The sequence below is a fragment of the Streptomyces sp. NBC_00377 genome (assembly GCF_036075115.1).
Taxonomy (GTDB): domain Bacteria; phylum Actinomycetota; class Actinomycetes; order Streptomycetales; family Streptomycetaceae; genus Streptomyces.
The window spans coordinates 3,751,291-3,770,996 of sequence record NZ_CP107958.1; the positions used below are offsets into that span (position 1 = coordinate 3,751,291).

Below are 19,706 nucleotides of genomic sequence, written 5' to 3' on the forward strand. Positions count from 1 at the left end.
GCGGTGAGGTGTTGCGTCAGTGGGAGTGGCCGTGGCCGTGGCCCGCTGCGGCCGGCTCTTCCTCTTCCTTCTTCTCGACGACGAGGGTCTCGGTCGTCAGGAGGAGGGAGGCGATGGAGGCGGCGTTCTCCAGGGCGGAGCGGGTGACCTTGACCGGGTCGATGACGCCGGCCTTGACCAGGTCGCCGTACTCGCCGGTCGCGGCGTTGAAGCCCTGGCCCTTGTCGAGCTCGGCGACCTTGGAGGTGATGACGTAGCCCTCGAGGCCCGCGTTCTCGGCGATCCAGCGCAGCGGCTCGACGACGGCGCGGCGGACCACGGCGACACCGGTGGCCTCGTCGCCGGTCTTGCCCAGGCCGCCCTCGAGCACCTTGGCGGCGTGGACCAGAGCGGAGCCACCACCGGAGACGATGCCCTCCTCGACCGCGGCGCGGGTCGCGGAGATGGCGTCCTCCAGACGGTGCTTCTTCTCCTTCAGCTCCACCTCGGTGGCGGCGCCGACCTTGATCACGCACACGCCGCCGGCCAGCTTCGCGAGGCGCTCCTGGAGCTTCTCGCGGTCCCAGTCGGAGTCGGTGTTCTCGATCTCGGCCTTGATCTGGCTGATGCGGCCCTGAACCTCGGAGGAGTCGCCGGCGCCGTCGACGACCGTGGTGTCGTCCTTGGTGACGGTGACGCGGCGGGCGGAGCCGAGCACGTCGACGCCGACCTGGTCGAGCTTGAGGCCGACCTCCTCGGAGATGACGGTGGCGCCGGTGAGGACCGCGAGGTCCTGGAGCATCGCCTTGCGGCGGTCACCGAAGCCCGGGGCCTTGACGGCGACCGCGTTGAAGGTGCCGCGGATCTTGTTCACGACCAGGGTCGACAGGGCCTCGCCCTCGACGTCCTCGGCGATGATCAGCAGCGGCCGGGAGGAGTTGGTCTGGATGACCTTCTCCAGCAGCGGCAGCAGGTCGGCGATGGAGGAGATCTTGCCCTGGTTGATGAGGATGTAGGGGTCCTCGAGGACGGCCTCCATGCGCTCCTGGTCCGTCACGAAGTACGGCGACAGGTAGCCCTTGTCGAAGGCCATGCCCTCGGTGAAGTCCAGCTCCAGACCGAAGGTGTTGGACTCCTCGACGGTGATGACACCGTCCTTGCCGACCTTGTCCATCGCCTCGGCGATGAGCTCGCCGACCTGGCTGTCCTGGGCGGACAGACCGGCGACGGCCGCGATGTCGGACTTCTCGTCGATCGGGCGGGCGGTGGCGAGGAGCTCCTCGGAGACCGCCTTGACCGCGGCGTCGATGCCCTTCTTCAGGGCGGCCGGGGAGGCACCCGCGGCGACGTTCTTCAGGCCCTCGCGGACCAGGGCCTGGGCGAGCACGGTGGCGGTGGTCGTACCGTCACCCGCGATGTCGTTGGTCTTGGTCGCCACCTCCTTCACCAGCTGCGCGCCGAGGTTCTCGTACGGGTCGTCGAGCTCGACCTCACGGGCGATCGTGACACCGTCGTTGGTGATGGTGGGGGCGCCGAACTTCTTGTCGATGACGACGTTGCGGCCCTTGGGGCCGATCGTCACCTTGACCGTGTCGGCAAGCTTGTTGACGCCGCGCTCGAGGGCGCGACGGGCGTCCTCGTCGAACTTCAGGATCTTCGCCATGGGAGCGGTTCAGCCCTCTCGGAAAGCGTGGGAGAAACGAACTGCGCCCCCAGCACCCGGCTTCACAAAGACGCGGGGCCAGGAGCGCAGTTCACTGCAAAACTGGGTGAATTACTTCTCGATGATCGCGAGCACGTCGCGGGCCGAGAGGACGAGGTACTCCTCGCCGTTGTACTTCACCTCGGTGCCGCCGTACTTGCTGTACAGGACGACGTCGCCGACCTTGACGTCGAGCGGCAGGCGCTCGCCGTTCTCGAAGCGACCCGGGCCCACCGCGAGGACTGCGCCCTCCTGGGGCTTCTCCTTCGCGGTGTCCGGGATGACCAGGCCAGAGGCGGTGGTCTGCTCGGCGTCGAGCGGCTGGACCACAATGCGGTCCTCGAGCGGCTTGATGGCAACCTTGGAGCTGGTGGTCGTCACGATCCGACCTCCCCCTTCGGAGATCTCACGGGGCTGATTGTCTGAGGTGGCGACCAGGTGGATCCGTCGTCGCGGGTGCCGGACCTGCCCGTCGCTGTTGGCACTCTCCAGTGGGGAGTGCCAGGAGCGAGACTATGACTGCGATTAGCACTCGGTCAAGCGGAGTGCCAATGCGCGCGGCGCGTCGGCCGGATTTCAGCTTGGGTGAGTGGCCCATTCGCCGTTGTGGGCCCGCGCGAGTCCGCACCGGCGGCTGCCGTCCTTCGGCCCCCGCTTCGGCCCTGAACGGGCCTCGTCCTCGGACTCACCCGGGGGGAGCCCCCCGACGGGCTGAAAAGACAGACCCCCGGCTCTCAGACGTAGTCCTCCAGCCTGGCCACCGTCAGGCCCTGCTCCTGTACCCGTCGCAGCAGGCGCGTCGTGCGTTCCCGCAGGCCCGAGCCCGTCGTCTCGTCCGGGGCCACGGCGATGATGTCGCCGGGGTGGAGACGACGCGGCCCGTGGGCGTAGGTGAGGCCGGCGGGGCCCATCGAGGCGCGCCACAGGACGACGGCCGCGAGGCCGCAGTCGGCGGCGGCGCGTCGGGTGGTCGTGTCATAGGCGCCGTAGGGCGGGCGGAAGAGGCGGGGGCGCACCCCGAAGCGGGACCGGAGTTTGTCCTGCTGACCGCAGATCTCGGCGCGCTGGCCGGCGTACGGCAGGCCGCGCAGGGCCGGGTGGTCCAGGGTGTGGTTCTGGATGCTCGCGCCGACGGACCGGAGGCGGGCGAAGTGGGCGTAACCCGGGCCCACCACGCTGTCCGTGAGGAACATGCTCACCGGAAGGCGCAGTTCGCGGACCATGTCGACGAAGCGGGGGTCGCGTTCGGCGCCGTCGTCGTAGGTGAGGAAGACGACGCGGTCGGCGGTCGGGACGTGGTCGACGACCGGGGGGAAGGCCGCTCCCGGACTGCCCGCCAGGGAGCGGGCCGGATGGCGCGGCGCGGGAGCCAGGGGGCCCGCAAGGCCCCAGCGGCGGTACGCCTCCTGCCCGGTCGGGCGGTGCGGCCCGACTCCGGCGGCGGCCTTCTTTCCCAGCCGTTCGATGGGGTCGACGGACTGGGCACAGCCCGTCGCCAGAGTGGCCAGGGCCGCGAATGCCGTGACGGCGGCCAGGATCAGGGAGGCCGGCGGCCGCCTCGGCCTCTTCGATGCCACCGGTGCCGTGCGCGTCATCGGCGCCGCCGGCTTCACCCGCGCCGTCCGTGCCGTCCGCATGTCCCTCACAGGTAGTCCTCCAGTCGGGCCACCGCGTAGCCCTTGGCCGTGACCTTGTTCAGAAAACGGCGGACCATCCCGGGCATCGTGCCCTTCCAGTCGCCGCGGCCGCGGAAATGAGTCAGGACGATGTCCCCCGGGTGGAGGCTCCGATCCCCCTCGCGGTACTCCCAGTGGTCGACGAAGACCTCCTCGTCCCAGAGCGGGGCGTAGCGCACACCGCAGGTCTTCGCTGCCCGCAGGGTGTCCCGGTCATAGTTGCCGAAAGGCGGCCGGAAGAGGGTCGGGCGCGTGCCGTAGCGCTTCTCGATCACGCGCTGCATGCCGCAGATCTCGTACTTCTGGCGCGCATAGGAGAGGGCGGGCAGGTAGGGGTGGTGGAGGGTGTGGTTGTTCAGGGACACGCCCGTGTCCTGCATCTTCTTGAAGTAGCCGTAGTCATCCTTGATCAGATAGTCGCTGAGGAAGGCGGTGTACGGGATCTCCAGCTCGCTCATCATGCGCAGGAACGCCGGGTCCTTCTCGGCGCCGTCGTCGACGGTGAGGAAAACGACCCGGTCCTCGGTCGGGACGGTGGTGAAGACCGGCGGGAGGCCGAGTTCCTCGTGACCGTCGACCTCGAAGCCCTTGCGCGTGGTGATCTCCGGCTTGTGCACGGGCGGCGCCGGGGGTGTCAGCGGGACCGCCCTCAGGCCCCAGCGCTTCGCCGCGGCGACCCTGGCCCGGTGCGCGGCGCGGAGCCTCGTGGCGTACGAGTGCAGGGCGCGGGCGGGCGGCGCCTCGGGGGGTGCCGCCTTCCTGGGCTGCTGACCCGCCGCGGGGCGGGCCGAGCGGCCGCCCTCTCCGCCTCCCGCGCAGCCCGAGGCGATGCCGGCCAGCGCGAGGACGACGAGCACACTCCGGAATGCCGTACGCCCGGGCCTTTCATCATTTAGTACGACAGATCTCATGGCGCCGGATCATCGCAGCCACCGCCCCGGAACCCGACCCGACACCGCCGCCGGACAGCCACCGTCCACCGACTGGCCCACAGGTACGACCGGCGGCTCCCGCCCGGCCGACAGGACCCCCTGGCCGGGCGGGGCGGGCGGCGGGCCGACAATGAAGGGGTGAACGTCCTCGCTCCGCTGCTCACCCCCCAGGGCCGTGCCCTCCTCGACGCGGTGCGTGGCACCGCGCCCGCCGACGAACTCGCCGTCGCCACCCGGCTGCGCCGCGAGCACCCCGCCGACCTGGTGTCCGCGGCCCTCGGCCAGGCCAGACTGCGGCAGCGGGCGGTGGTGAAGTTCGGGGCCGAGGACGCGGAGCGGATGTTCTTCACGCCGAACGGGGTGGAGCAGTCGACGCGGGCGAGTGTCGCCGGGTACCGGGCCGAGCGGATGAAGGCGCTCGGCGTGACCTCGGTGGCCGACCTGTGCTGCGGGATCGGCGGCGACGCGATCGCGCTCGCCCGGGCCGGGATCAGGGTGCTGGCCGTGGACCGGGACCCGGCCACGGCGGAGGCGGCGCGCGCGAACGCCGACGCACTGGGGCTGAGCGGACTGATCGAGGTGCGGGAGGCGGACGTCACCGAGGTGGACACCGGCGGCTACGACGCCGTCTTCGTCGATCCGGCGCGCAGAGGAGGCCGGGGACGCATCTTCGACCCCGAGGCGTACTCGCCTCCGCTGTCCTGGGCGGTCGGCGCCGCCCTCGCCGCCCCGCGCGCCGCCCTGAAGATCGCGCCCGGCGTGCCGCACGAGGCGATCCCCGCCGAGGCCGAGGCCGAGTGGATCTCGGACGGCGGGGACGTGAAGGAGGCGGTGCTGTGGTTCGGGACCGAGCCGGGGGCCGTCCGGGCCACCCTGCTGCCGGGGCCCCGGACCCTGCTCGGCGGCGGGCTGCCCGACCCGGACGTCCGGCCGGTCGGGCGGTATCTGTACGAGCCCGACGGCGCCGTCATCCGGGCCCATCTGGTCGCCGACGTGGCCCGGGAGCTGGAGGGCGGGCTGATCGACGCGACCATCGCCTACGTCACCGCCGACGCCCTGCGCCCCACCCCGCACGCCACCGCCTACGAGATCACCGACCGGCTCCCCTTCAACGTGAAGAAGCTGAAGGCGCTGCTGCGCGAGCGGGGGGTGGGGATCCTGACCGTGAAGAAACGGGGGTCGGCCGTGGAGCCGGAGGAACTGCGCAAGAAGGTGCTGCCCAAGCCGCAGGGCTCCGAGGCGGCGACGGTGTTCCTCACCCGAGTGGCGGGCGCCCCGACCATGCTGATCGGGAAGCCCGCCACCGCCTGACGCCGTTCAGGCCGTCAGCCGTCCTCCTGCGAGGCGACCGCCTGGCTGCCGCCGATCAGTAGCGGTCAGCCGACTCCGCTGACTCCGCCGCCCTGCGCAACAGCAGGTGCCGTTCGGGTGTGCTGGCCGTCAGCGCCGCCGCGCGTTCGAACTCCGCGCGGGCCTCCGCGGCACGGCCCAGGCGGGACAGGAGATCGGCGCGGACGCTCGGGAGCAGGTGGTAGTCCCGCAGGGCGGGTACGGCGGTCAGGGCGTCGACGAGGGCCAGGGCGGCGGCCGGGCCCTCGGTCATCGACACGGCGACCGCCCGGTTCAACTCGACCACCGGAGAGGGGAAGCGGGCCGCCAGCAGCCCGTACAGGGTGGCGATGCTCGCCCAGTCCGTGTCGGCGTAGCGGTACGCGTGCGCGTGGCAGGCGGCGATGGCGGCCTGGAGCGCGTACCGGCCCGGGAGGCCACCGGCAGCAGCCCGACGGGCCAGGCCGAGGGCGGCGATACCGCGGGCGATGAGCATCCGGTTCCAGCGGCGCCGGTCCTGGTCCTCGAGGAGGACGGGCGTCCCGTCGGGCGCCGTGCGGGCGGGCGTGCGGGACGCCTGGAACTCCAGCAGGGAGACCAGGCCGTGGACCTCCGGCTCCTTCGGCATCAGGCACGCCAGCTGCCGGGCCAGCCGCAGCGCGTCCTCGCACAGCGCCGGGCGCAGCCAGTCGTCGCCCGCGGTGGCCGCGTACCCCTCGTTGAAGATGAGGTAGATGACGTCGAGGACCGAGCCGAGACGGGCCTCGCGGTCGGGGCCGTAGGGCACCTCGAAGGCGATGTTCCTGGTGGCCAGGGTCTTCTTGGCGCGGACGATGCGCTGGGCCACGGTCGCTTCGGGCACCAGGAAGGCGCGGGCGATCTCGGTCGTGCTCAGGCCGCCCAGCAGGCGCAGGGTGAGGGCGGTGCGGGCCTCGGCGGACAGCACCGGGTGGCAGGCGGTGAAGACGAGCCTGAGCAGGTCGTCGTCGATGTCGTCGGGGTCGGCGGGCTCCTCCGGCGGTTCGGCGGTGTCCAGGCCGCGGCCGATCTCCTGGAGCTTGCGGGCGTAGTTCTCCCGGCGGCGGACCAGGTCGACGGCGCGGTGCCGGGCGGTGCCGGTGAGCCAGGCGCCGGGGTTGTCGGGCACACCGTCACGCGGCCACTGCTCCAACGCGGCGACCAGGGCGTCCTGCGCCAGTTCCTCGGCGATGCCGACGTCACGCACGACACGGGCGACGACCGCGATGACCCGGGGCGACTCCAGTCGGAAGACGGTCTCGATGGCGGTCCGGGGATCCGGGACGGGAGGGGCGTCCGGGGCGGGCCGGGGGTCCGGGGCGGGCCGGGGGTCCGGGGCGGGCTGTTGTTCCACAACCCACCATCGAACACCCCGGCACGCGTTCGGACCAAGGAACGCACCGCGAACCTACCGACGACCCCGCCCACGACCGCGCCGACGACCGCATCGGGCAACGCGTCCGGGTGCGTACCCGGGGAACGCTCAGCCCTCCGCGATCTCCCGCACCTCGCAGGTCACCGTCCAGTGCTCCTCGTGCACCTTCAGGAACCGCTTCGTCCACTCGAGGGCCTCGGCCATGTCCTTGCACTGCATGAGGGCATAGCCGCCGACGACCTCCTTGGACTCGGTGAAGGGGCCGTCGGTGACCGAGAGCTTTCCGCCCTCCCAGTGCACGCGGGCGCCCTGGGCGGACGGGGTGAGCCCGGCGGTGTCGAGCATGACGCCGGCCTTGGTGATCTCCTCGATCAGCTCGCCCATCCGCTGCATCAGCTCGGGGCTCGGTCCCTCCGCGGGGGCGGTGGCCTCGTCGATCTGCACGAGCGACAGGTAGCGCGGCATGGTGACTCCTCGGGTCGGGTGAGCCGGGTCCTTTCCGGCCTCTCACACCTTCGTCGAACGGGCCCGGACCGGATCGACACCTCACCGGGACTTATTTCAGCGACTTCCACAGCGCGCTCGCGGCAGGCTCCCGCGCCACCACCCGGTTGGGGTCGGAGGGGGCCGCCGCCACCGGCATGGTCACCGTTTTCACGCCGGCGGCCGGCAGCCCCTTCAGACTCCGGCCGAGCTCCGTCAGTTCGGCGAGGGAGTCCAGGCCGGTGTCCGTGGTGAGGCCGGCGGTGACCGCGTAGGCGACCTTGTACAGCTTGGCGGGGCTGGTCAGCAGGTCGGTCGAGGCGATCTGCTCCAGCAGGGCCTTCACCAGTCTTTGCTGGAGGCCTATGCGGCCGAGGTCGCTGCCGTCGCCTATGCCGTGCCGGGTGCGGGCCAGGGCGAGCGCACGGGTGCCGTTCAGATGGTGGGTGCCTGCCGCGAGACGGAGGTGGCTGTCGTCGTCGTCGATGTCCTCGTCGGTGGTGACGGTGACCCCGCCGAGGGCGTCCACGAGCTTCGCGAAACCGGAGAAGTCGACCTCGATGTAGTGGTCCATACGCACGTCGGTGATCGACTCGACCGTCTTGACGGCGCAGACCGGACCGCCGAGGGAGTAGGCCGTGTTGAACATCGCGCCGTGGGCCACCGCCGTCGTGCCGCCGTCGGACAGCGGGCAGGAGGGGCGGGTGACGAGGGTGTCGCGCGGGATGCTGACGACGGTGGCCTTCGTACGGCCCGCGTCGATGTGCACGACCATCGCCGTGTCGGAGCGGGCCCCCGAGCTGTCGCCGCCGCCGAGCTCCTGGTTCTCCTTGCCGCTGCGCGAGTCCGAGCCGAGCACCAGGATGTTCACCGCCTCGGTGGGCAGCGGGGAGGCGGACGGTGCCGGGGTGGTGACCGCCCTCACGGGCCGGTTGTCGCCCAGCGCGTTGTCGATGTCGACGCCCTTGATGTTGTCCTCGAGGCGCCAGTAGGCCCAGCCCGCAGTCCCGGCGCCCACCACCAGCGCGGCGGCCAGACCGAGACCGGCGGCCTTCAGCACTCCCGGCCGCCGGCCGGCCCGTCTGCCCGCGTCGTCCTGCTCCTCGTGTCGCGTCACGGACAGGAACGTAAGTCCGAATTATGAGCGGACTGTTAGGACGGCGGGCCGACAGCGGAATTCTCGGGAAGATCTCACGATCCCCGGCCCGCCGCCCCCGTCAGCCCAGTGCCACCGTGGGCGCCGGATTGCTGCCGCTCCAGTTCGCGTTGAACCCGAAGCTGACCGAACCCCCGTCCGGGACCGACCCGTTGTAGGAGGCGTTCACGCACGTCACGGCCGCCCCCGACTGGGTGCAGTTCGCGTTCCAGGCCTGGGTGATCTGCTGGCCCGCGCCGTACGTCCAGGTCACCGTCCAGGACGACAGGGAAGCGCCCGAGCAGGAGACCGTCACGTTCCCGGTGAACCCGGTGTTCCACTGGCTGCCCACCTCGTAGGCCGCCGTGCAGGCGCCGGCCGGCGGTGGGGTCGTCGTGCCGCCCAGCGCCTCGGCGATGCCGTAGTACGCCGGTTTCGGCGCGTAGTTCGCGTCGTACGGCGTCGCCGCCCCCTGCCCCGGGAAGGTGCTCTCCACCCAGGAGTCGGAGTCGGTGAAGCCCCACACGGTGAGGTTCACACAGCGCGTCACCGCCACGCAGGCCGCGGTGACCGCCGTGTAGTCGGCCTTCTGCTGGGCCAGCTTGCCGCTGTCGGACGGGAGTGCCATCCGGATGTCCAGCTCGGTGATGGCCACGTCGACGCCGAGGTCGGCGAACCGCTGGATGTTCTGCTGGAGGGTGGAAGGGACCTGACCGAGGACGAGGTGGGCCTGGAGGCCGACCCCGTCGATCGGAACTCCCCGCTCCTTCAGCGACTTGACCAGGTTGTAGAGAGCGGTGCTCTTCGCGTTGACCCCCTCGACGTTGTAGTCGTTGATGTAGAGCTTCGCGGCCGGGTCGGCGGCCCTGGCCCAGGTGAGGGCGTTCGCGATGTAGTCCGCGCCGAGGCCGTTGTACCAGAGGGTCGAGCGGTAGGTGCCGTCCTCGTTGAATGCCTCGTTGACGACGTCCCACGCGGCGATCTTTCCCTTGTAGCGCCCGGCCTCCGTGCTGATGTGGTTCTGAAGGAGGGCCCCGAGCTGGGCGGACGTCCAGGTGCCGTTGGTGAGCCAGCCGGGGTTCTGGCTGTGCCAGACCAGGGTGTGGCCGCGCACCTGCTGGCCGTGGGCCTGCGCGAAGGCCACGATCTGGTCCGCCTCCGCCCAGTTGAAGGAGTTCTGGGTCGGCTCGACCGATCCCCACTTCATGGCGTTGCCGGGGGTCAGCGAGCCGAACTGCGTCCCGGCGAGGTCGCCGTAGGTCCCGGTGAGTCTCGAGCCGGTGACCGCCGTGCCGATGACCTTGCCCTTGGCGGCGCCGAGGTCGCGCAGCGGGGTGTCGGCGGCGTGCGCCACTCCGGTGAGGAGGGCTCCGACGGTGGCCGCCCCGGCGAGCAGGGCGGCGAGACGTGCACGTATCGAGGAACTGGAGGAGCTCATTGCGGGTGCCTCCGAAAGTTTCGGTCGTGCAACCGATTGACTTCGGAGGAGTGTGGGGGCGTCCGCCACACCCGTCAATACGTCAACTTCCGGCCAGACCGCCCCGTTGTCACCCGGCGGGCGGCGCCGCGGTACTCGACCGCACCACCAGGCTCGTCGCCAGCTCCACCCGGGTCGCCGTCGTCGTCTCCCGGGACGTCGAGCGGCCCAGTTCCAGCACCAGCCGGGCCGCCGCCTCAGCCATCTCCGTCAGCGGCTGGCGGACGGTCGTCAGCGGCGGGCCCACCCAGGGGGCCACCGGGAGATCGTCGAAGCCGACCACGCTCACGTCCTGCGGGATGCGCAGCCCCAGCTCGCGGGCGGCCTCGTAGAAACCGAGCGCCTGGAGGTCGTTGCCCGCGAACACGGCGGTGGGACGGTCCGGACGGTCGAGGAGCTCACGGCCGAGCCGGTAGCCGGTCTCGTGGTGGAAGTCCCCGGTCCTGATCAGCCGCCGGTCGACCGGCAGCCCGGCCGTCTCCAGCGCCGCGCGGTAGCCGTCGATCCGGGCCCGGCTGCACATCATCTGCGGCGGCCCGCTGATCGCGCCGATCCGCCGGTGCCCCAGCTCCACCAGGTGCCGGGTCGCGGCGAGGCCGCCCTGCCAGTTGGTGGCCCCGATGGACGGCACGTCCGCGCCCGGGTCGCCGGCCGGGTCCATCACCACGAACGGGATGGACCGGCTGGTCAGCAGGGCCCGCTGGGACTCGTCGAGCCCGGACAGGACCAGCACGACACCGTGCGGGCGGCGGGCGGCGACCTGGTCGGCCCAGGTCCGCCCGGGGGTCAGCCGTCCGGCGCTCTCACTGAGCACGACACTCAGTCCGGCGTCCCGCGCCACGTTCTCCACACCCCGGATGACCTCCATCGCCCAGGCGCTCTCCAGCTCGTGGAAGACCAGGTCGATGAGCGGTGAGCGGGTCGCCTCGGCGCGGCGCCGCCGGTAGCCGTGGGCGCGCAGCAGCTCCTCGACGCGGGTGCGGGTGGAGGGGGCGACATCGGCGCGGCCGTTGAGGACCTTCGAAACAGTCGGTGCCGACACGCCCGCCTCGCGGGCGATCTCCGCGAGCGTCGCGGTCTGGGCCGGCCGCGTTTCCGTCCGTGCTTCCGTACGGGTTTCCGCGGGCTCCGAGGGTGTCATGGCGGCGATCGTATCGCCACGCGGCCTCTTGACGAACCTAGTACGACGCCATAGGTTCCCGGAACATTCGAAGTACAGCTCGAAACATTCGTACGGCCCGCCCCACACACCGCCCGCACCGACTGTCCACCTGGTGGCTCACCGACCTCTGACAGGAGTTTCATGACCACCGCCCCCTGGCGTGATCCCGCCCTGCCCGCCGCCGCCCGCGTCGACGATCTCCTCTCCCGGATGACCCTGGAGGAGAAGACCGCCCAGCTGTACGGCGTGTGGGTCGGCGCCGCGGCGGACGGCGACGGCGTGGCCCCGCACCAGCACGACATGACCGCCGAGAGCGCCGACCCCGCCGCCGACTACGACGAGCTGATCACCCGTGGGCTCGGTCAGCTGACCCGGTCCTTCGGCACCGCGCCCGTGGACCCCGCGCTCGGCGTCCGGGCGCTGGCCCTCGCCCAGCGCCGGATCGCCGCGGCCGGCCGCTTCGGCATCCCCGCGGTGGCCCACGAGGAGTGCCTGGCCGGCTTCACCGCCTGGCGGGCCACCGCCTATCCGGTCCCGCTGGCCTGGGGCGCCGCCTTCGACCCGCCGCTGGTGGAGGAGATGGGCCGGGCGATCGGCCGCGATCTGCGCGCGGTCGGCGTCCACCAGGGCCTCGCCCCCGTCCTGGACGTCGTGCGGGACCCGCGCTGGGGCCGGGTCGAGGAGACCATCGGCGAGGACCCGTACCTGGTCGGGACGGTCGGTACGGCCTACGTGCGCGGGCTGGAGTCCGCCGGGGTCGTCGCCACGCTCAAGCACTTCGCCGGGTACGCCTCCTCCGTGGGCGCCCGCAACCTGGCCCCGGTGCGGGCGGGGACACGCGAGTTCGCCGACGTCACCCTGCCCCCCTTCGAGATGGCGCTGCGCGAGGGCGGCGCCCGCTCGGTGATGGCCGCCTACACGGAACGCGACGGCGTCCCGGCCTCCGCCGACCCCGAGCTGCTGACCCGCCTCCTGCGCGACGAGTGGGGTTTCACCGGCACGGTCGTCGCCGACTACTTCGGCATCGCCTTCCTCCAGACCCTGCACCGCGTCGCCGGCACCCCCGCGGAGGCGGCCCACCTCGCCCTGGCGGCCGGCATCGATGTCGAGCTGCCCACCGTGAAGTACTACGGCGAGGCGCTGGTCGCGGCGGTGCGCGCCGGCGAACTCCCCGAGGAGCTGGTCGACCGGGCCGCCCACCGCGTCCTGCTCCAGAAGTGCGAACTCGGCCTGCTGGACGAGGACTGGCGGCCGGAACCGGAGACCGCGGGCCCGGTCGACCTCGACCCCCCGGCGAACCGTGCCCTGGCCCGCCGGCTGGCCGAGGAGTCGGTGGTCCTGCTGGACAACCCCGACGCCCTGCTCCCCCTCGCCCCCGACACCCGCATCGCCGTGGTGGGCCCGCGGGCGGCGGACGCGCTGGCGATGCTGGGCTGCTACTCCTTCCCCTCTCATGTCCTCACCCACCACCCCGAGGTGGACCCGGGCATCGAGATCCCCACCGTGCTGGAGTCCCTGCGGGCCGAACTCCACGACGCGAAGGTCACCTTCACCGAGGGCTGCGGGGTCTCGGACCCGGATCCGTCCGGCTTCACCGAGGCCATCGCCCGCGCCGCGGAGGCGGACGTCTGCGTGGCCGTCCTCGGCGACCGGGCGGGCCTGTTCGGCCGGGGCACCTCGGGCGAGGGCTGCGACGTGGCCGACCTCAGCCTGCCCGGCGTCCAGGGCGAACTGCTGGACGCGCTGGTCGCGACGGGCGTCCCCGTCGTCCTCGTGCTGCTCACCGGACGCCCCTACGCGCTCGGCCGCTGGCACGGGCGGCTGGGGGCGGTCGTCCAGGCGTTCTTCCCGGGCGAGGAGGGCGGCCCGGCGGTGGCGGGCGTGCTGTCCGGCCGGGTGAACCCCTCGGGACGCCTCCCGGTGAGCGTGCCGCACCTGCCGGGCGGCCAGCCCTGGACCTACCTCCAGCCGCCGCTGGGGCTGGCGGGCGAGGTCAGCAGCCTGGACCCGACCCCGCTGTACCCGTTCGGCCACGGGCGCTCCTACACGGAGTTCGCCTGGGAGGACTTCTCCGGCCCGGACGCCGAAATCGACACGGACGGCTCGTACGACCTCTCCGTGACGGTCCGCAACAGCGGTGGGCGGGCCGGCGCGGAGGTCGTGCAGCTGTATCTGCACGACCCGGTGGCGAGTGTGACGCGCCCCGACGTACGGCTGATCGGTTACCGGCGGCTGGAACTGGCTGCGGGCGAGTCGGCCCGGGTGACCTTCCGCTTCCACGCCGACCTGTCGGCGTTCACCGACCGGGCGGGGCGCCGGGTGGTCGAACCCGGGGACCTGCAACTGCGGTTGGGGACGTCCAGCGGGCAGACGCGGGAGACGGCCCGGGTGCGGCTCACCGGGCCGGTGCGTGAGGTGGGGGCCGAGCGGCGACTGCACTGCGAGGTGGAGGTCCTGCGGGCGTGACGGCCCCGACCGGTCAGGACCGTAGATCCTGTACGACGGCCCTGACGGGACGATTCCCCGGCCGGGGCGTCCGGGCCCCCGTGCCCGACGAGACGTCCCACAGGACCACGGCAGCAGGCGGGCCGTCCCCCGCGGCCTCACGGACGTGGCCGTCGCCGACCGCCTCCAGCTCCCCGAGCCCGTCCTCTCCCACCTCACCGGCGCCCTCCCGCTCCACCGCCCCGCCCTCGGCGCCGGCCACCGGAGCCACCGGCAGCGCGTCCCCCCGGCCCGGCCCCAGCAACTCCGCGCCCCCGGTCCTGCGCTTCGGGGACACCGGCCCCGAGGTCACCGAACTCCAGTTGCGCCTGCGCCAGATCGGCTACTACGGCGGACCGGCCGGCGGGGACTACGACCGCCAGGTGGAGAGCGCGGTGCGTTCGTACCAGCTGACCCGGGCCGTCCTCCAGGACGATTCGGGTGTCTACGGCACCGCGACCCGCGCCTCGCTCGAAGCGGAGACGGACGAGCCCTGACCGCCCGACCGCTCAGCCGTCCCCGTCCGGCCCCGTCACGGACTCGAAGCGCCACCGGTGCACGGCCCGGCTCACCAACTCCTGGTCGGGCTCGGGAAGTTCGGGGAGAACCGCGTCGTAGTCGGCGTCCCACCAGGTGATGACCAGCACCCGGTCCTGCGGGGCGCGCAGGATCTCCCGGCGCACGGGCGGGGCCGCGAGCTCCTGCGCCCTTGCCCAGGCCAGCAGTTCCCCGCCCCGCCCGGCGACCGCCCGGGCCTCCCACATCAGCGCGACGGTCATGACGTGATCCTCATGAGTAGAGGTTGTCCTTGGCCGCCTCGTGCACGTGCTCGTGCGGCTGAGCCGGCACGTGCGGCTCCGTCACCGGCAGTGAGGAATCCGCCGACAGGTCCCAGCCGGACGCGGCGCGCCCCCGGGCGACCATCTCCGCGCCCAGGGCCGCCACCATCGCGCCGTTGTCCGTGCACAGCTTGGGGCGCGGGACGCGCAGCCGGATGCCGGCGGCCTCGCAGCGTTCCTGGGCCAGGGCCCGCAGCCGGGTGTTCGCGGCCACGCCGCCGCCGATCATCAGGTGGTCGACGCCCTCGTCCTTGCAGGCCCGGACGGCCTTGCGGGTCAGGACGTCCACGACCGCCTCCTGGAAGGAGGCCGCCACGTCACGGACCGGGACCTCCTCGCCCGCCGCCCGCTTCGCCTCGATCCAGCGGGCGACCGCCGTCTTCAGCCCGGAGAAGGAGAAGTCGTAGACCGGGTCGCGCGGGCCGGTGAGGCCGCGCGGGAACGCGATGGCCGTGGGGTCGCCCTCGCGGGCGTAGCGGTCGATGACCGGGCCACCGGGGAAGCCCAGGTTCAGCACGCGGGCGATCTTGTCGAATGCCTCGCCCGCCGCGTCGTCGATGGTCGCGCCCATCGGGCGGACGTCGGAGGTGATGTCGGTGGACAGCAGCAGGGACGAGTGGCCGCCCGACACCAGCAGCGCCATCGTCGGCTCGGGCAGCGCGCCGTGCTCCAGCTGGTCCACGCAGATGTGCGAGGCGAGGTGGTTCACGCCGTAGAGCGGCTTGCCGAGGGCGTACGCGTACGTCTTCGCCGCCGAGACGCCGACCAGCAGGGCGCCGGCGAGGCCGGGACCGGCCGTGACCGCGATGCCGTCGAGGTCCTTGGCGTTCACCCCCGCTTCCTTCAGGGCCCGGTCGATGGTCGGGACCATCGCCTCCAGGTGGGCCCGGGACGCGACCTCCGGCACGACCCCGCCGAAGCGGGCGTGCTCGTCGACGCTGGAGGCGATCGCGTCCGCCAGCAGGGTCGTGCCCCGCACGACGCCCACACCGGTCTCGTCGCAGGAGGTCTCGATCCCCAGAACCAGGGGTTCGTCAGCCATTGTTCTCGGTTTCCTGTGTCCCTTGTACCGGAGTCGGTACGGATGTCGATGGATCGGTCAGCCGCATCACCAGGGCGTCCACGTTCCCCGGCTGGTAGTAGCCGCGCCGGAAGCCGATGGCTTCGAAGCCGAAGCGTTCGTAGAGCTTCTGGGCACGGACGTTGTCGATCCGGCACTCCAGCATGACCTCGGCGCACTCGAAGGCGGTGGCCGCGCGCAGCAGCTCCGTCAGCAGGCGCCCGCCGAGACCTGTGCCCTGGTGGTCGCGGGCGACGGCGATGGTCTGGACGTCGGCCAGGTCACCGGCGGCGGCCAGGCCCGCGTAGCCGACGATCCGCTCGACGCCGGCCGTGGTGTCGACCGCGACGAGATACCGCCGGGTGGCCTCCGGGCCGCGGGCGTGGGCCAGATCGGACCAGAACATGCCCCGTGACCAGGCGTCCTCGGGGAAGAGGTCCTTCTCCAGCTCCAGCACGGGTTCGATGTCCCACCAGCGCATCTCCCGCAGCACGGGCCGACCGGGTGGGTTGGCGGCTTCGGTCACTTGGGGGTGACCACCTTGTAGTTCTTCGGCACCTGGGCGTCCGGCCTGCGCAGGTACAGCGGCCGCGGCTCCGGCAGCTCCTCACCGGCGGCCAGCTTCTCCGCGGCCAGGGCCGCGAGCGCCGCGGCCGAGACGTGCCCGGGCTCGCGCGCCTCGGGGAAGGCGTCCGGGTACAGCAGGGCGCCCGCGCCGACGGCCGGCAGCCCTGCCACCTCGTCGGCGATGTCGGCGGGCCGGTCCACCGCGGGGCCCGAGACCCGGGTCCGGGAGTCGGTGTAACGCGCCCAGTAGACCTCCTTGCGGCGGGCGTCGGTCGCCACGACGAAGGGGCCTTCGAGGTCGCAGGCGTAGGCGAGGCCGTCGAGCGTGCACAGTCCGTGCACGGGGACGCCGAGCGCGAGCCCGAAGGTGTCGGCGGTCATCAGGCCGACTCTCAGCCCCGTGTACGGGCCGGGGCCGACGCCGACGACGACGCCGGTGACGGCGTCGAGCCTGAGCCCGGCTCCTTCGAGCAGCCGGTCGACGGCCGGCAGCAGCAGCTCGCCGTGCCGGCGCGCGTCCACCTGGCTCGAGGAGGCGATGACGTCCGTGCCGTCGTGCAGCGCGACGGTGACGGCGGGGGTGGCGGTATCCAGAGCGAGCAAGAGCACGCAAACAGCCTACGGCTCCCGTGCCCCGGACACGGCCGTACCGGTCGGAGCCATGATGACTGCTAACGTCGCCGCAAAAGGGACGTACGGGACAGACGGGGTGGTCGTCGATGCCAGGCAGCAGCTCGACATTCGTGGCCGGACTCACCTCGGCGGCCCTGGCCGCGGTCGCGTTCCTCACCTTCCAGGCGTCGGCGAACGTCCCCGCCGGCCTCGCCGCTGCGCGACGCGGCGGCGTACCCGTGAAGGCGGCGAAGGCGTCCGGGGACAGGAAGCACCCCACCGCACTGCCGGCCCGTTCCGGGCTGGGCGAGCGGGTCGTGTACGCACTGGACGGCGACCGGGTGTGGCTGGTCGCGTCGGACGGCACGGTCGAGCGCACGTTCGGGGTCGCCCCCGGCAGCGTGGACCCTCTCCCGGGCAGCTACTCGGTCACCTCCCGGGCGGGCGCCGTCACCGGCACCGACGGCACGCCCATCGAGCACGTCGTGCGCTTCACCACCGTGGACGACGTGACGATCGGCTTCAGCGCGGCGCTGGACGGCGAGCTGCCCGAGCCCGACCCGGAGGTGAGGACGGGCGGCATCCGCGAGAGCGTCGCGGACGGCGAGGCGATGTGGGCGTTCGCGACGATCGGCCGGGCCGTCGTCGTGGTCCCGTAGTCCGCCGTCCGGTACACCCGTGCCGTGGTCCGGGGGGGCCGTCGGCCTCGTGCGCCTCGTGAACGTTCCGACAAGACGTCGGCAAAATGTTGCGTTCCCTGTCACGGGCGTGGTCACATGGTACCAACTTCGTAGTTAGGTCTACCTAACTACGTCCGCCCCCGAACCTCAGGAGGCGTCCATGCCGGTCACCGAGCCCAAGGCGCAGGAGCCGCGGCCGTTCCCGCCCGCCGGGGTGTCCATGCGCGATCTGCTGGCCTCGTGCGCGGCCGCGGAAGCCGTGTCGACGCCTCCGAGACTGCCCGACCCCGCGCTCACGGACCGGTCGGCCAGGCGTCCCAAGGCGGCGTGAGGGCCCATCGCCGAGCGGCGACGGGCGACCGGCCGAGGAACGTCGTCGTCCTCCGTCCTCGGACCGGCCCGCAACCCTCAGGCCGACAGCGTGCCGAGGTCCGCCGTCGCCCACCGTGCCCCGAGCCCCGTCACCGTCACCTGCCGGACCTCGTCGGTCGTGTCGCCGACGGCCCGGTGGATACGGACCTGGAGCCGGTCGTCGGTCAGCTCCTCCACTTTGCCCTCGCCCCACTCCACGACGACCACCGACGCGGGCAGGGACACGTCGAGGTCGAGGTCCTCCATCTCGTCCAGTCCGCCGTTGAGGCGGTAGGCGTCCACATGGACGAGCGGCGGGCCGTCCCCCAGGGAGGGGTGCACCCGGGCGATCACGAACGTCGGGGAGGTGACGGCGCCCCGGACCCCGAGGCCCGCGCCGAGCCCGCGGGTGAGCGTCGTCTTGCCCGCGCCGAGCTCCCCGCTCAGCATCACAAGATCGCCGGCCCGCAACAGCTCGGCCATACGACGGCCCAACTCGCCCATCTGCTCGGGGGAGTTGACGACGATCTCCACGCGGTTGCCCACCGGGTCGGACTCAGCCGGGCTGTGCTGTGCTGCTGGTGCTTCCATAGCCAGTCACGGTAGCTCCTGCGGGCACGGCGCCCGCACGGGTGAGCAGGTCGGCGAGGCGGTCGGTGACCACTTCCGGGTGTTCCAGCATCACCAGGTGCCCGGCGTCCGGCACGAGCACCAGCTCGGCGTCGGGCAGCAGGTCGGCGATCGCCTCGCTGTGGTCGCTCGGCGTGACCAGATCGCCGATCCCGGCGAGCACCAGTACCGGTATGCCGGTGAAACAGGCGAGCGCCTCGGTCTTGTCGTGATCCGTGAACGCCGGGTAGAACTCGGCGACCACGTCGATCGGCGTGCCCTCGATCATCCGCTCGGCGAACCGCGCCACCGCCGGATCGACGTCCCGCGACGCGAAGGAGTACCGCTTGATGATCCCGGCGAAGAGGTCGGCGGTGGCCCGTCGCCCCTTCTCCACCAGCGCCGCCTGCTGCCCCAGCGCCTTCAGCACCCCCGGCAGCACCCGCCGCACCGCGTTCACACCCGCGACCGGCAGTCCGAAGTTGACCTCGCCGAGTCGTCCGGACGACGTGCCGACGAGGGCGGTGGCGACGACCCGGTCCCGGATCAGCTCGGGGTACAGGGCGGCCAGGGCCATCACCGTCATCCCGCCCATGGAGTGCCCGACGAGCACGATCGGCCCCTCGGGCACGGCCGCGTCGAGGACGGCCTTCAGATCGCGCCCCAGCTGGTCGATGGTGACGGGCGCCCCGTCCTGTATCTGGGCGCTGCCGCGACCGGACCGGCCGTGGCTGCGCTGGTCCCAGTGGACGGTCCGTACGACACCGCGCAGGGCCGCCCGCTGGAAGTGCCAGGAGTCCTGGTTGAGGCAGTAGCCGTGGCTGAAGACGACGGTGACGGGGAGCGGGGCCTTGCGCCCGAAAAGCCTGCGCCGCCGGTTCGCGGCTCCGCCCTGCGGCTCGACGTCGTCGATCTCGTAGTACAGCTCGGTGCCGTCGTCGGCCCGTGCCTTGCCCGGGGTGCCGCGCAGCCCGCCGTACGGCCCCGTCGAGTCGAGGGCGAGCCGGGCCTTCGCCCGCATGCCCCGCCCCACGGTCATCCGCTCCAGGGCGACACCCGCCGCGGCGCCCGCGGCGATCACGCCTATCGCGGTGCCGGCGATACCGGTCGCCCGGCGCCAGCCTCCCGTTGCCCCCGTCGCGGAGGCGGCAACGACCGCCGAGGCGGCGCTCGCCGCCATCTCCGCGCCGGTCGCCACCACCTCCGCACTGCTCTCGCTCACGTACCGCTCCTCTT

The 19,706-nt window shown here is 72.4% G+C and carries 20 protein-coding genes; 5 read left to right on the forward strand and 15 right to left on the reverse strand.

Annotated features, from left to right (window positions below):
• Positions 1-16 precede the first annotated feature (16 nt).
• From groL to OHS71_RS16755, 4 genes are all read right to left on the reverse strand, one after another.
• Positions 17-1,642 carry a chaperonin GroEL gene (gene groL / locus OHS71_RS16740; RefSeq protein ID WP_328480195.1) on the reverse strand — a complete coding sequence of 542 codons (1,626 nt, stop codon included), beginning with the start codon at positions 1,640-1,642 and terminating at the stop codon, positions 17-19.
• Between the two features lie 111 nt (positions 1,643-1,753).
• Complete coding sequence (gene groES, locus OHS71_RS16745; RefSeq protein WP_020132158.1) at positions 1,754-2,062, reverse strand: co-chaperone GroES; 309 nt, start codon at positions 2,060-2,062, stop codon at positions 1,754-1,756.
• A 353-nt stretch (positions 2,063-2,415) separates the two neighbouring features.
• Entirely contained in the window at positions 2,416-3,276 is an 861-nt protein-coding gene (locus OHS71_RS16750; protein ID WP_443046963.1) for a polysaccharide deacetylase family protein, read from the reverse strand.
• A 47-nt stretch (positions 3,277-3,323) separates the two neighbouring features.
• On the reverse strand, positions 3,324-4,268 hold the full coding sequence (locus OHS71_RS16755) for a polysaccharide deacetylase family protein (protein WP_328480197.1): 945 nt from the start codon (positions 4,266-4,268) through the stop codon (positions 3,324-3,326).
• Between the two features lie 159 nt (positions 4,269-4,427).
• Between OHS71_RS16755 and OHS71_RS16760 the strand changes: the two genes are divergently transcribed.
• Positions 4,428-5,600 carry a THUMP-like domain-containing protein gene (locus tag OHS71_RS16760; protein ID WP_328480198.1) on the forward strand — a complete coding sequence of 391 codons (1,173 nt, stop codon included), beginning with the start codon at positions 4,428-4,430 and terminating at the stop codon, positions 5,598-5,600.
• A gap of 55 nt (positions 5,601-5,655) precedes the next feature.
• Here the strand turns inward: OHS71_RS16760 and OHS71_RS16765 are convergent, their stop codons facing one another.
• The 5 genes from OHS71_RS16765 to OHS71_RS16785 form a co-directional block, all read right to left on the reverse strand.
• Entirely contained in the window at positions 5,656-6,900 is a 1,245-nt protein-coding gene (locus tag OHS71_RS16765; protein WP_328484541.1) for an RNA polymerase sigma factor, read from the reverse strand.
• Positions 6,901-7,119: 219 nt separating this feature from the next.
• Positions 7,120-7,476, reverse strand: coding sequence for a YciI family protein (locus OHS71_RS16770; protein ID WP_328480199.1), 357 nt, complete (start codon positions 7,474-7,476; stop codon positions 7,120-7,122).
• Positions 7,477-7,567: 91 nt separating this feature from the next.
• Entirely contained in the window at positions 7,568-8,611 is a 1,044-nt protein-coding gene (locus tag OHS71_RS16775) for an LCP family protein (protein ID WP_328480200.1), read from the reverse strand.
• A gap of 100 nt (positions 8,612-8,711) precedes the next feature.
• A complete protein-coding gene (locus OHS71_RS16780; protein ID WP_328480201.1) occupies positions 8,712-10,067 on the reverse strand; it encodes an endo-1,4-beta-xylanase in 1,356 nt (451 codons plus the stop codon).
• A gap of 109 nt (positions 10,068-10,176) precedes the next feature.
• Complete coding sequence (locus OHS71_RS16785; RefSeq protein ID WP_328480202.1) at positions 10,177-11,247, reverse strand: LacI family DNA-binding transcriptional regulator; 1,071 nt, start codon at positions 11,245-11,247, stop codon at positions 10,177-10,179.
• Between the two features lie 162 nt (positions 11,248-11,409).
• Between OHS71_RS16785 and OHS71_RS16790 the strand changes: the two genes are divergently transcribed.
• Together OHS71_RS16790 and OHS71_RS16795 are read left to right on the forward strand one after the other, a co-directional pair.
• Positions 11,410-13,734: a glycoside hydrolase family 3 N-terminal domain-containing protein gene (locus OHS71_RS16790; RefSeq protein WP_328480203.1), complete on the forward strand. Its 2,325-nt coding sequence runs from the start codon at positions 11,410-11,412 to the stop codon at positions 13,732-13,734.
• Positions 13,731-14,249 carry a peptidoglycan-binding domain-containing protein gene (locus OHS71_RS16795; RefSeq protein WP_328480204.1) on the forward strand — a complete coding sequence of 173 codons (519 nt, stop codon included), beginning with the start codon at positions 13,731-13,733 and terminating at the stop codon, positions 14,247-14,249. The genes OHS71_RS16790 and OHS71_RS16795 overlap by 4 nt, the downstream gene beginning before the upstream one ends.
• A gap of 12 nt (positions 14,250-14,261) precedes the next feature.
• On the opposite strand, the gene OHS71_RS16800 is transcribed toward OHS71_RS16795, so the two are convergent.
• From OHS71_RS16800 to tsaB, 4 genes are read right to left on the reverse strand one after another with little or no spacing between them, the layout of a single operon-like run.
• Positions 14,262-14,531 carry a hypothetical protein gene (locus OHS71_RS16800; RefSeq protein WP_328480205.1) on the reverse strand — a complete coding sequence of 90 codons (270 nt, stop codon included), beginning with the start codon at positions 14,529-14,531 and terminating at the stop codon, positions 14,262-14,264.
• A 10-nt stretch (positions 14,532-14,541) separates the two neighbouring features.
• Positions 14,542-15,633 carry a tRNA (adenosine(37)-N6)-threonylcarbamoyltransferase complex transferase subunit TsaD gene (gene tsaD / locus OHS71_RS16805; protein WP_328480206.1) on the reverse strand — a complete coding sequence of 364 codons (1,092 nt, stop codon included), beginning with the start codon at positions 15,631-15,633 and terminating at the stop codon, positions 14,542-14,544.
• Positions 15,626-16,132 (reverse strand): ribosomal protein S18-alanine N-acetyltransferase, encoded by a 507-nt coding sequence (gene rimI, locus OHS71_RS16810; protein WP_328484542.1) that lies wholly within the window; start codon positions 16,130-16,132, stop codon positions 15,626-15,628. Before rimI ends, tsaD begins: the two co-directional genes overlap by 8 nt.
• Positions 16,133-16,173: 41 nt before the next feature.
• Positions 16,174-16,827 carry a tRNA (adenosine(37)-N6)-threonylcarbamoyltransferase complex dimerization subunit type 1 TsaB gene (tsaB, locus tag OHS71_RS16815; RefSeq protein WP_328480207.1) on the reverse strand — a complete coding sequence of 218 codons (654 nt, stop codon included), beginning with the start codon at positions 16,825-16,827 and terminating at the stop codon, positions 16,174-16,176.
• Between the two features lie 110 nt (positions 16,828-16,937).
• Between tsaB and OHS71_RS16820 the strand changes: the two genes are divergently transcribed.
• Together OHS71_RS16820 and OHS71_RS16825 are read left to right on the forward strand one after the other, a co-directional pair.
• On the forward strand, positions 16,938-17,489 hold the full coding sequence (locus OHS71_RS16820) for a hypothetical protein (protein ID WP_328480208.1): 552 nt from the start codon (positions 16,938-16,940) through the stop codon (positions 17,487-17,489).
• A gap of 181 nt (positions 17,490-17,670) precedes the next feature.
• On the forward strand, positions 17,671-17,841 hold the full coding sequence (locus OHS71_RS16825) for a hypothetical protein (RefSeq protein ID WP_328480209.1): 171 nt from the start codon (positions 17,671-17,673) through the stop codon (positions 17,839-17,841).
• 77 nt (positions 17,842-17,918) lie between these two features.
• Here the strand turns inward: OHS71_RS16825 and tsaE are convergent, their stop codons facing one another.
• A complete protein-coding gene (gene tsaE, locus OHS71_RS16830) occupies positions 17,919-18,452 on the reverse strand; it encodes a tRNA (adenosine(37)-N6)-threonylcarbamoyltransferase complex ATPase subunit type 1 TsaE (RefSeq protein ID WP_328480210.1) in 534 nt (177 codons plus the stop codon).
• Positions 18,418-19,692, reverse strand: a complete 1,275-nt coding sequence (locus OHS71_RS16835; protein ID WP_328480211.1) for an alpha/beta fold hydrolase — start codon at positions 19,690-19,692, stop codon at positions 18,418-18,420. The genes tsaE and OHS71_RS16835 overlap by 35 nt, the downstream gene beginning before the upstream one ends.
• Positions 19,693-19,706: the final 14 nt, after the last annotated feature.

Bases quoted from the DNA above. Each gene is read 5' to 3' on its own strand.
- OHS71_RS16780 (WP_328480201.1), bottom strand. From the start codon at position 10,067: ATGAGCTCCTCCAGTTCCTCGATACGTGCACGTCTCGCCGCCCTGCTC.
- groL (WP_328480195.1), bottom strand. From the start codon at position 1,642: ATGGCGAAGATCCTGAAGTTCGACGAGGACGCCCGTCGCGCCCTCGAG.
- OHS71_RS16800 (WP_328480205.1), bottom strand. From the start codon at position 14,531: ATGACCGTCGCGCTGATGTGGGAGGCCCGGGCGGTCGCCGGGCGGGGC.
- tsaD (WP_328480206.1), bottom strand. From the start codon at position 15,633: ATGGCTGACGAACCCCTGGTTCTGGGGATCGAGACCTCCTGCGACGAG.
- OHS71_RS16750 (WP_443046963.1), bottom strand. From the start codon at position 3,276: ATGACGCGCACGGCACCGGTGGCATCGAAGAGGCCGAGGCGGCCGCCG.
- OHS71_RS16820 (WP_328480208.1), top strand. From the start codon at position 16,938: ATGCCAGGCAGCAGCTCGACATTCGTGGCCGGACTCACCTCGGCGGCC.
- OHS71_RS16785 (WP_328480202.1), bottom strand. From the start codon at position 11,247: ATGACACCCTCGGAGCCCGCGGAAACCCGTACGGAAGCACGGACGGAA.
- OHS71_RS16825 (WP_328480209.1), top strand. From the start codon at position 17,671: ATGCCGGTCACCGAGCCCAAGGCGCAGGAGCCGCGGCCGTTCCCGCCC.
- rimI (WP_328484542.1), bottom strand. From the start codon at position 16,132: ATGCGCTGGTGGGACATCGAACCCGTGCTGGAGCTGGAGAAGGACCTC.
- OHS71_RS16755 (WP_328480197.1), bottom strand. From the start codon at position 4,268: ATGAGATCTGTCGTACTAAATGATGAAAGGCCCGGGCGTACGGCATTC.
- tsaE (WP_328480210.1), bottom strand. From the start codon at position 18,452: ATGGAAGCACCAGCAGCACAGCACAGCCCGGCTGAGTCCGACCCGGTG.
- OHS71_RS16770 (WP_328480199.1), bottom strand. From the start codon at position 7,476: ATGCCGCGCTACCTGTCGCTCGTGCAGATCGACGAGGCCACCGCCCCC.
- OHS71_RS16790 (WP_328480203.1), top strand. From the start codon at position 11,410: ATGACCACCGCCCCCTGGCGTGATCCCGCCCTGCCCGCCGCCGCCCGC.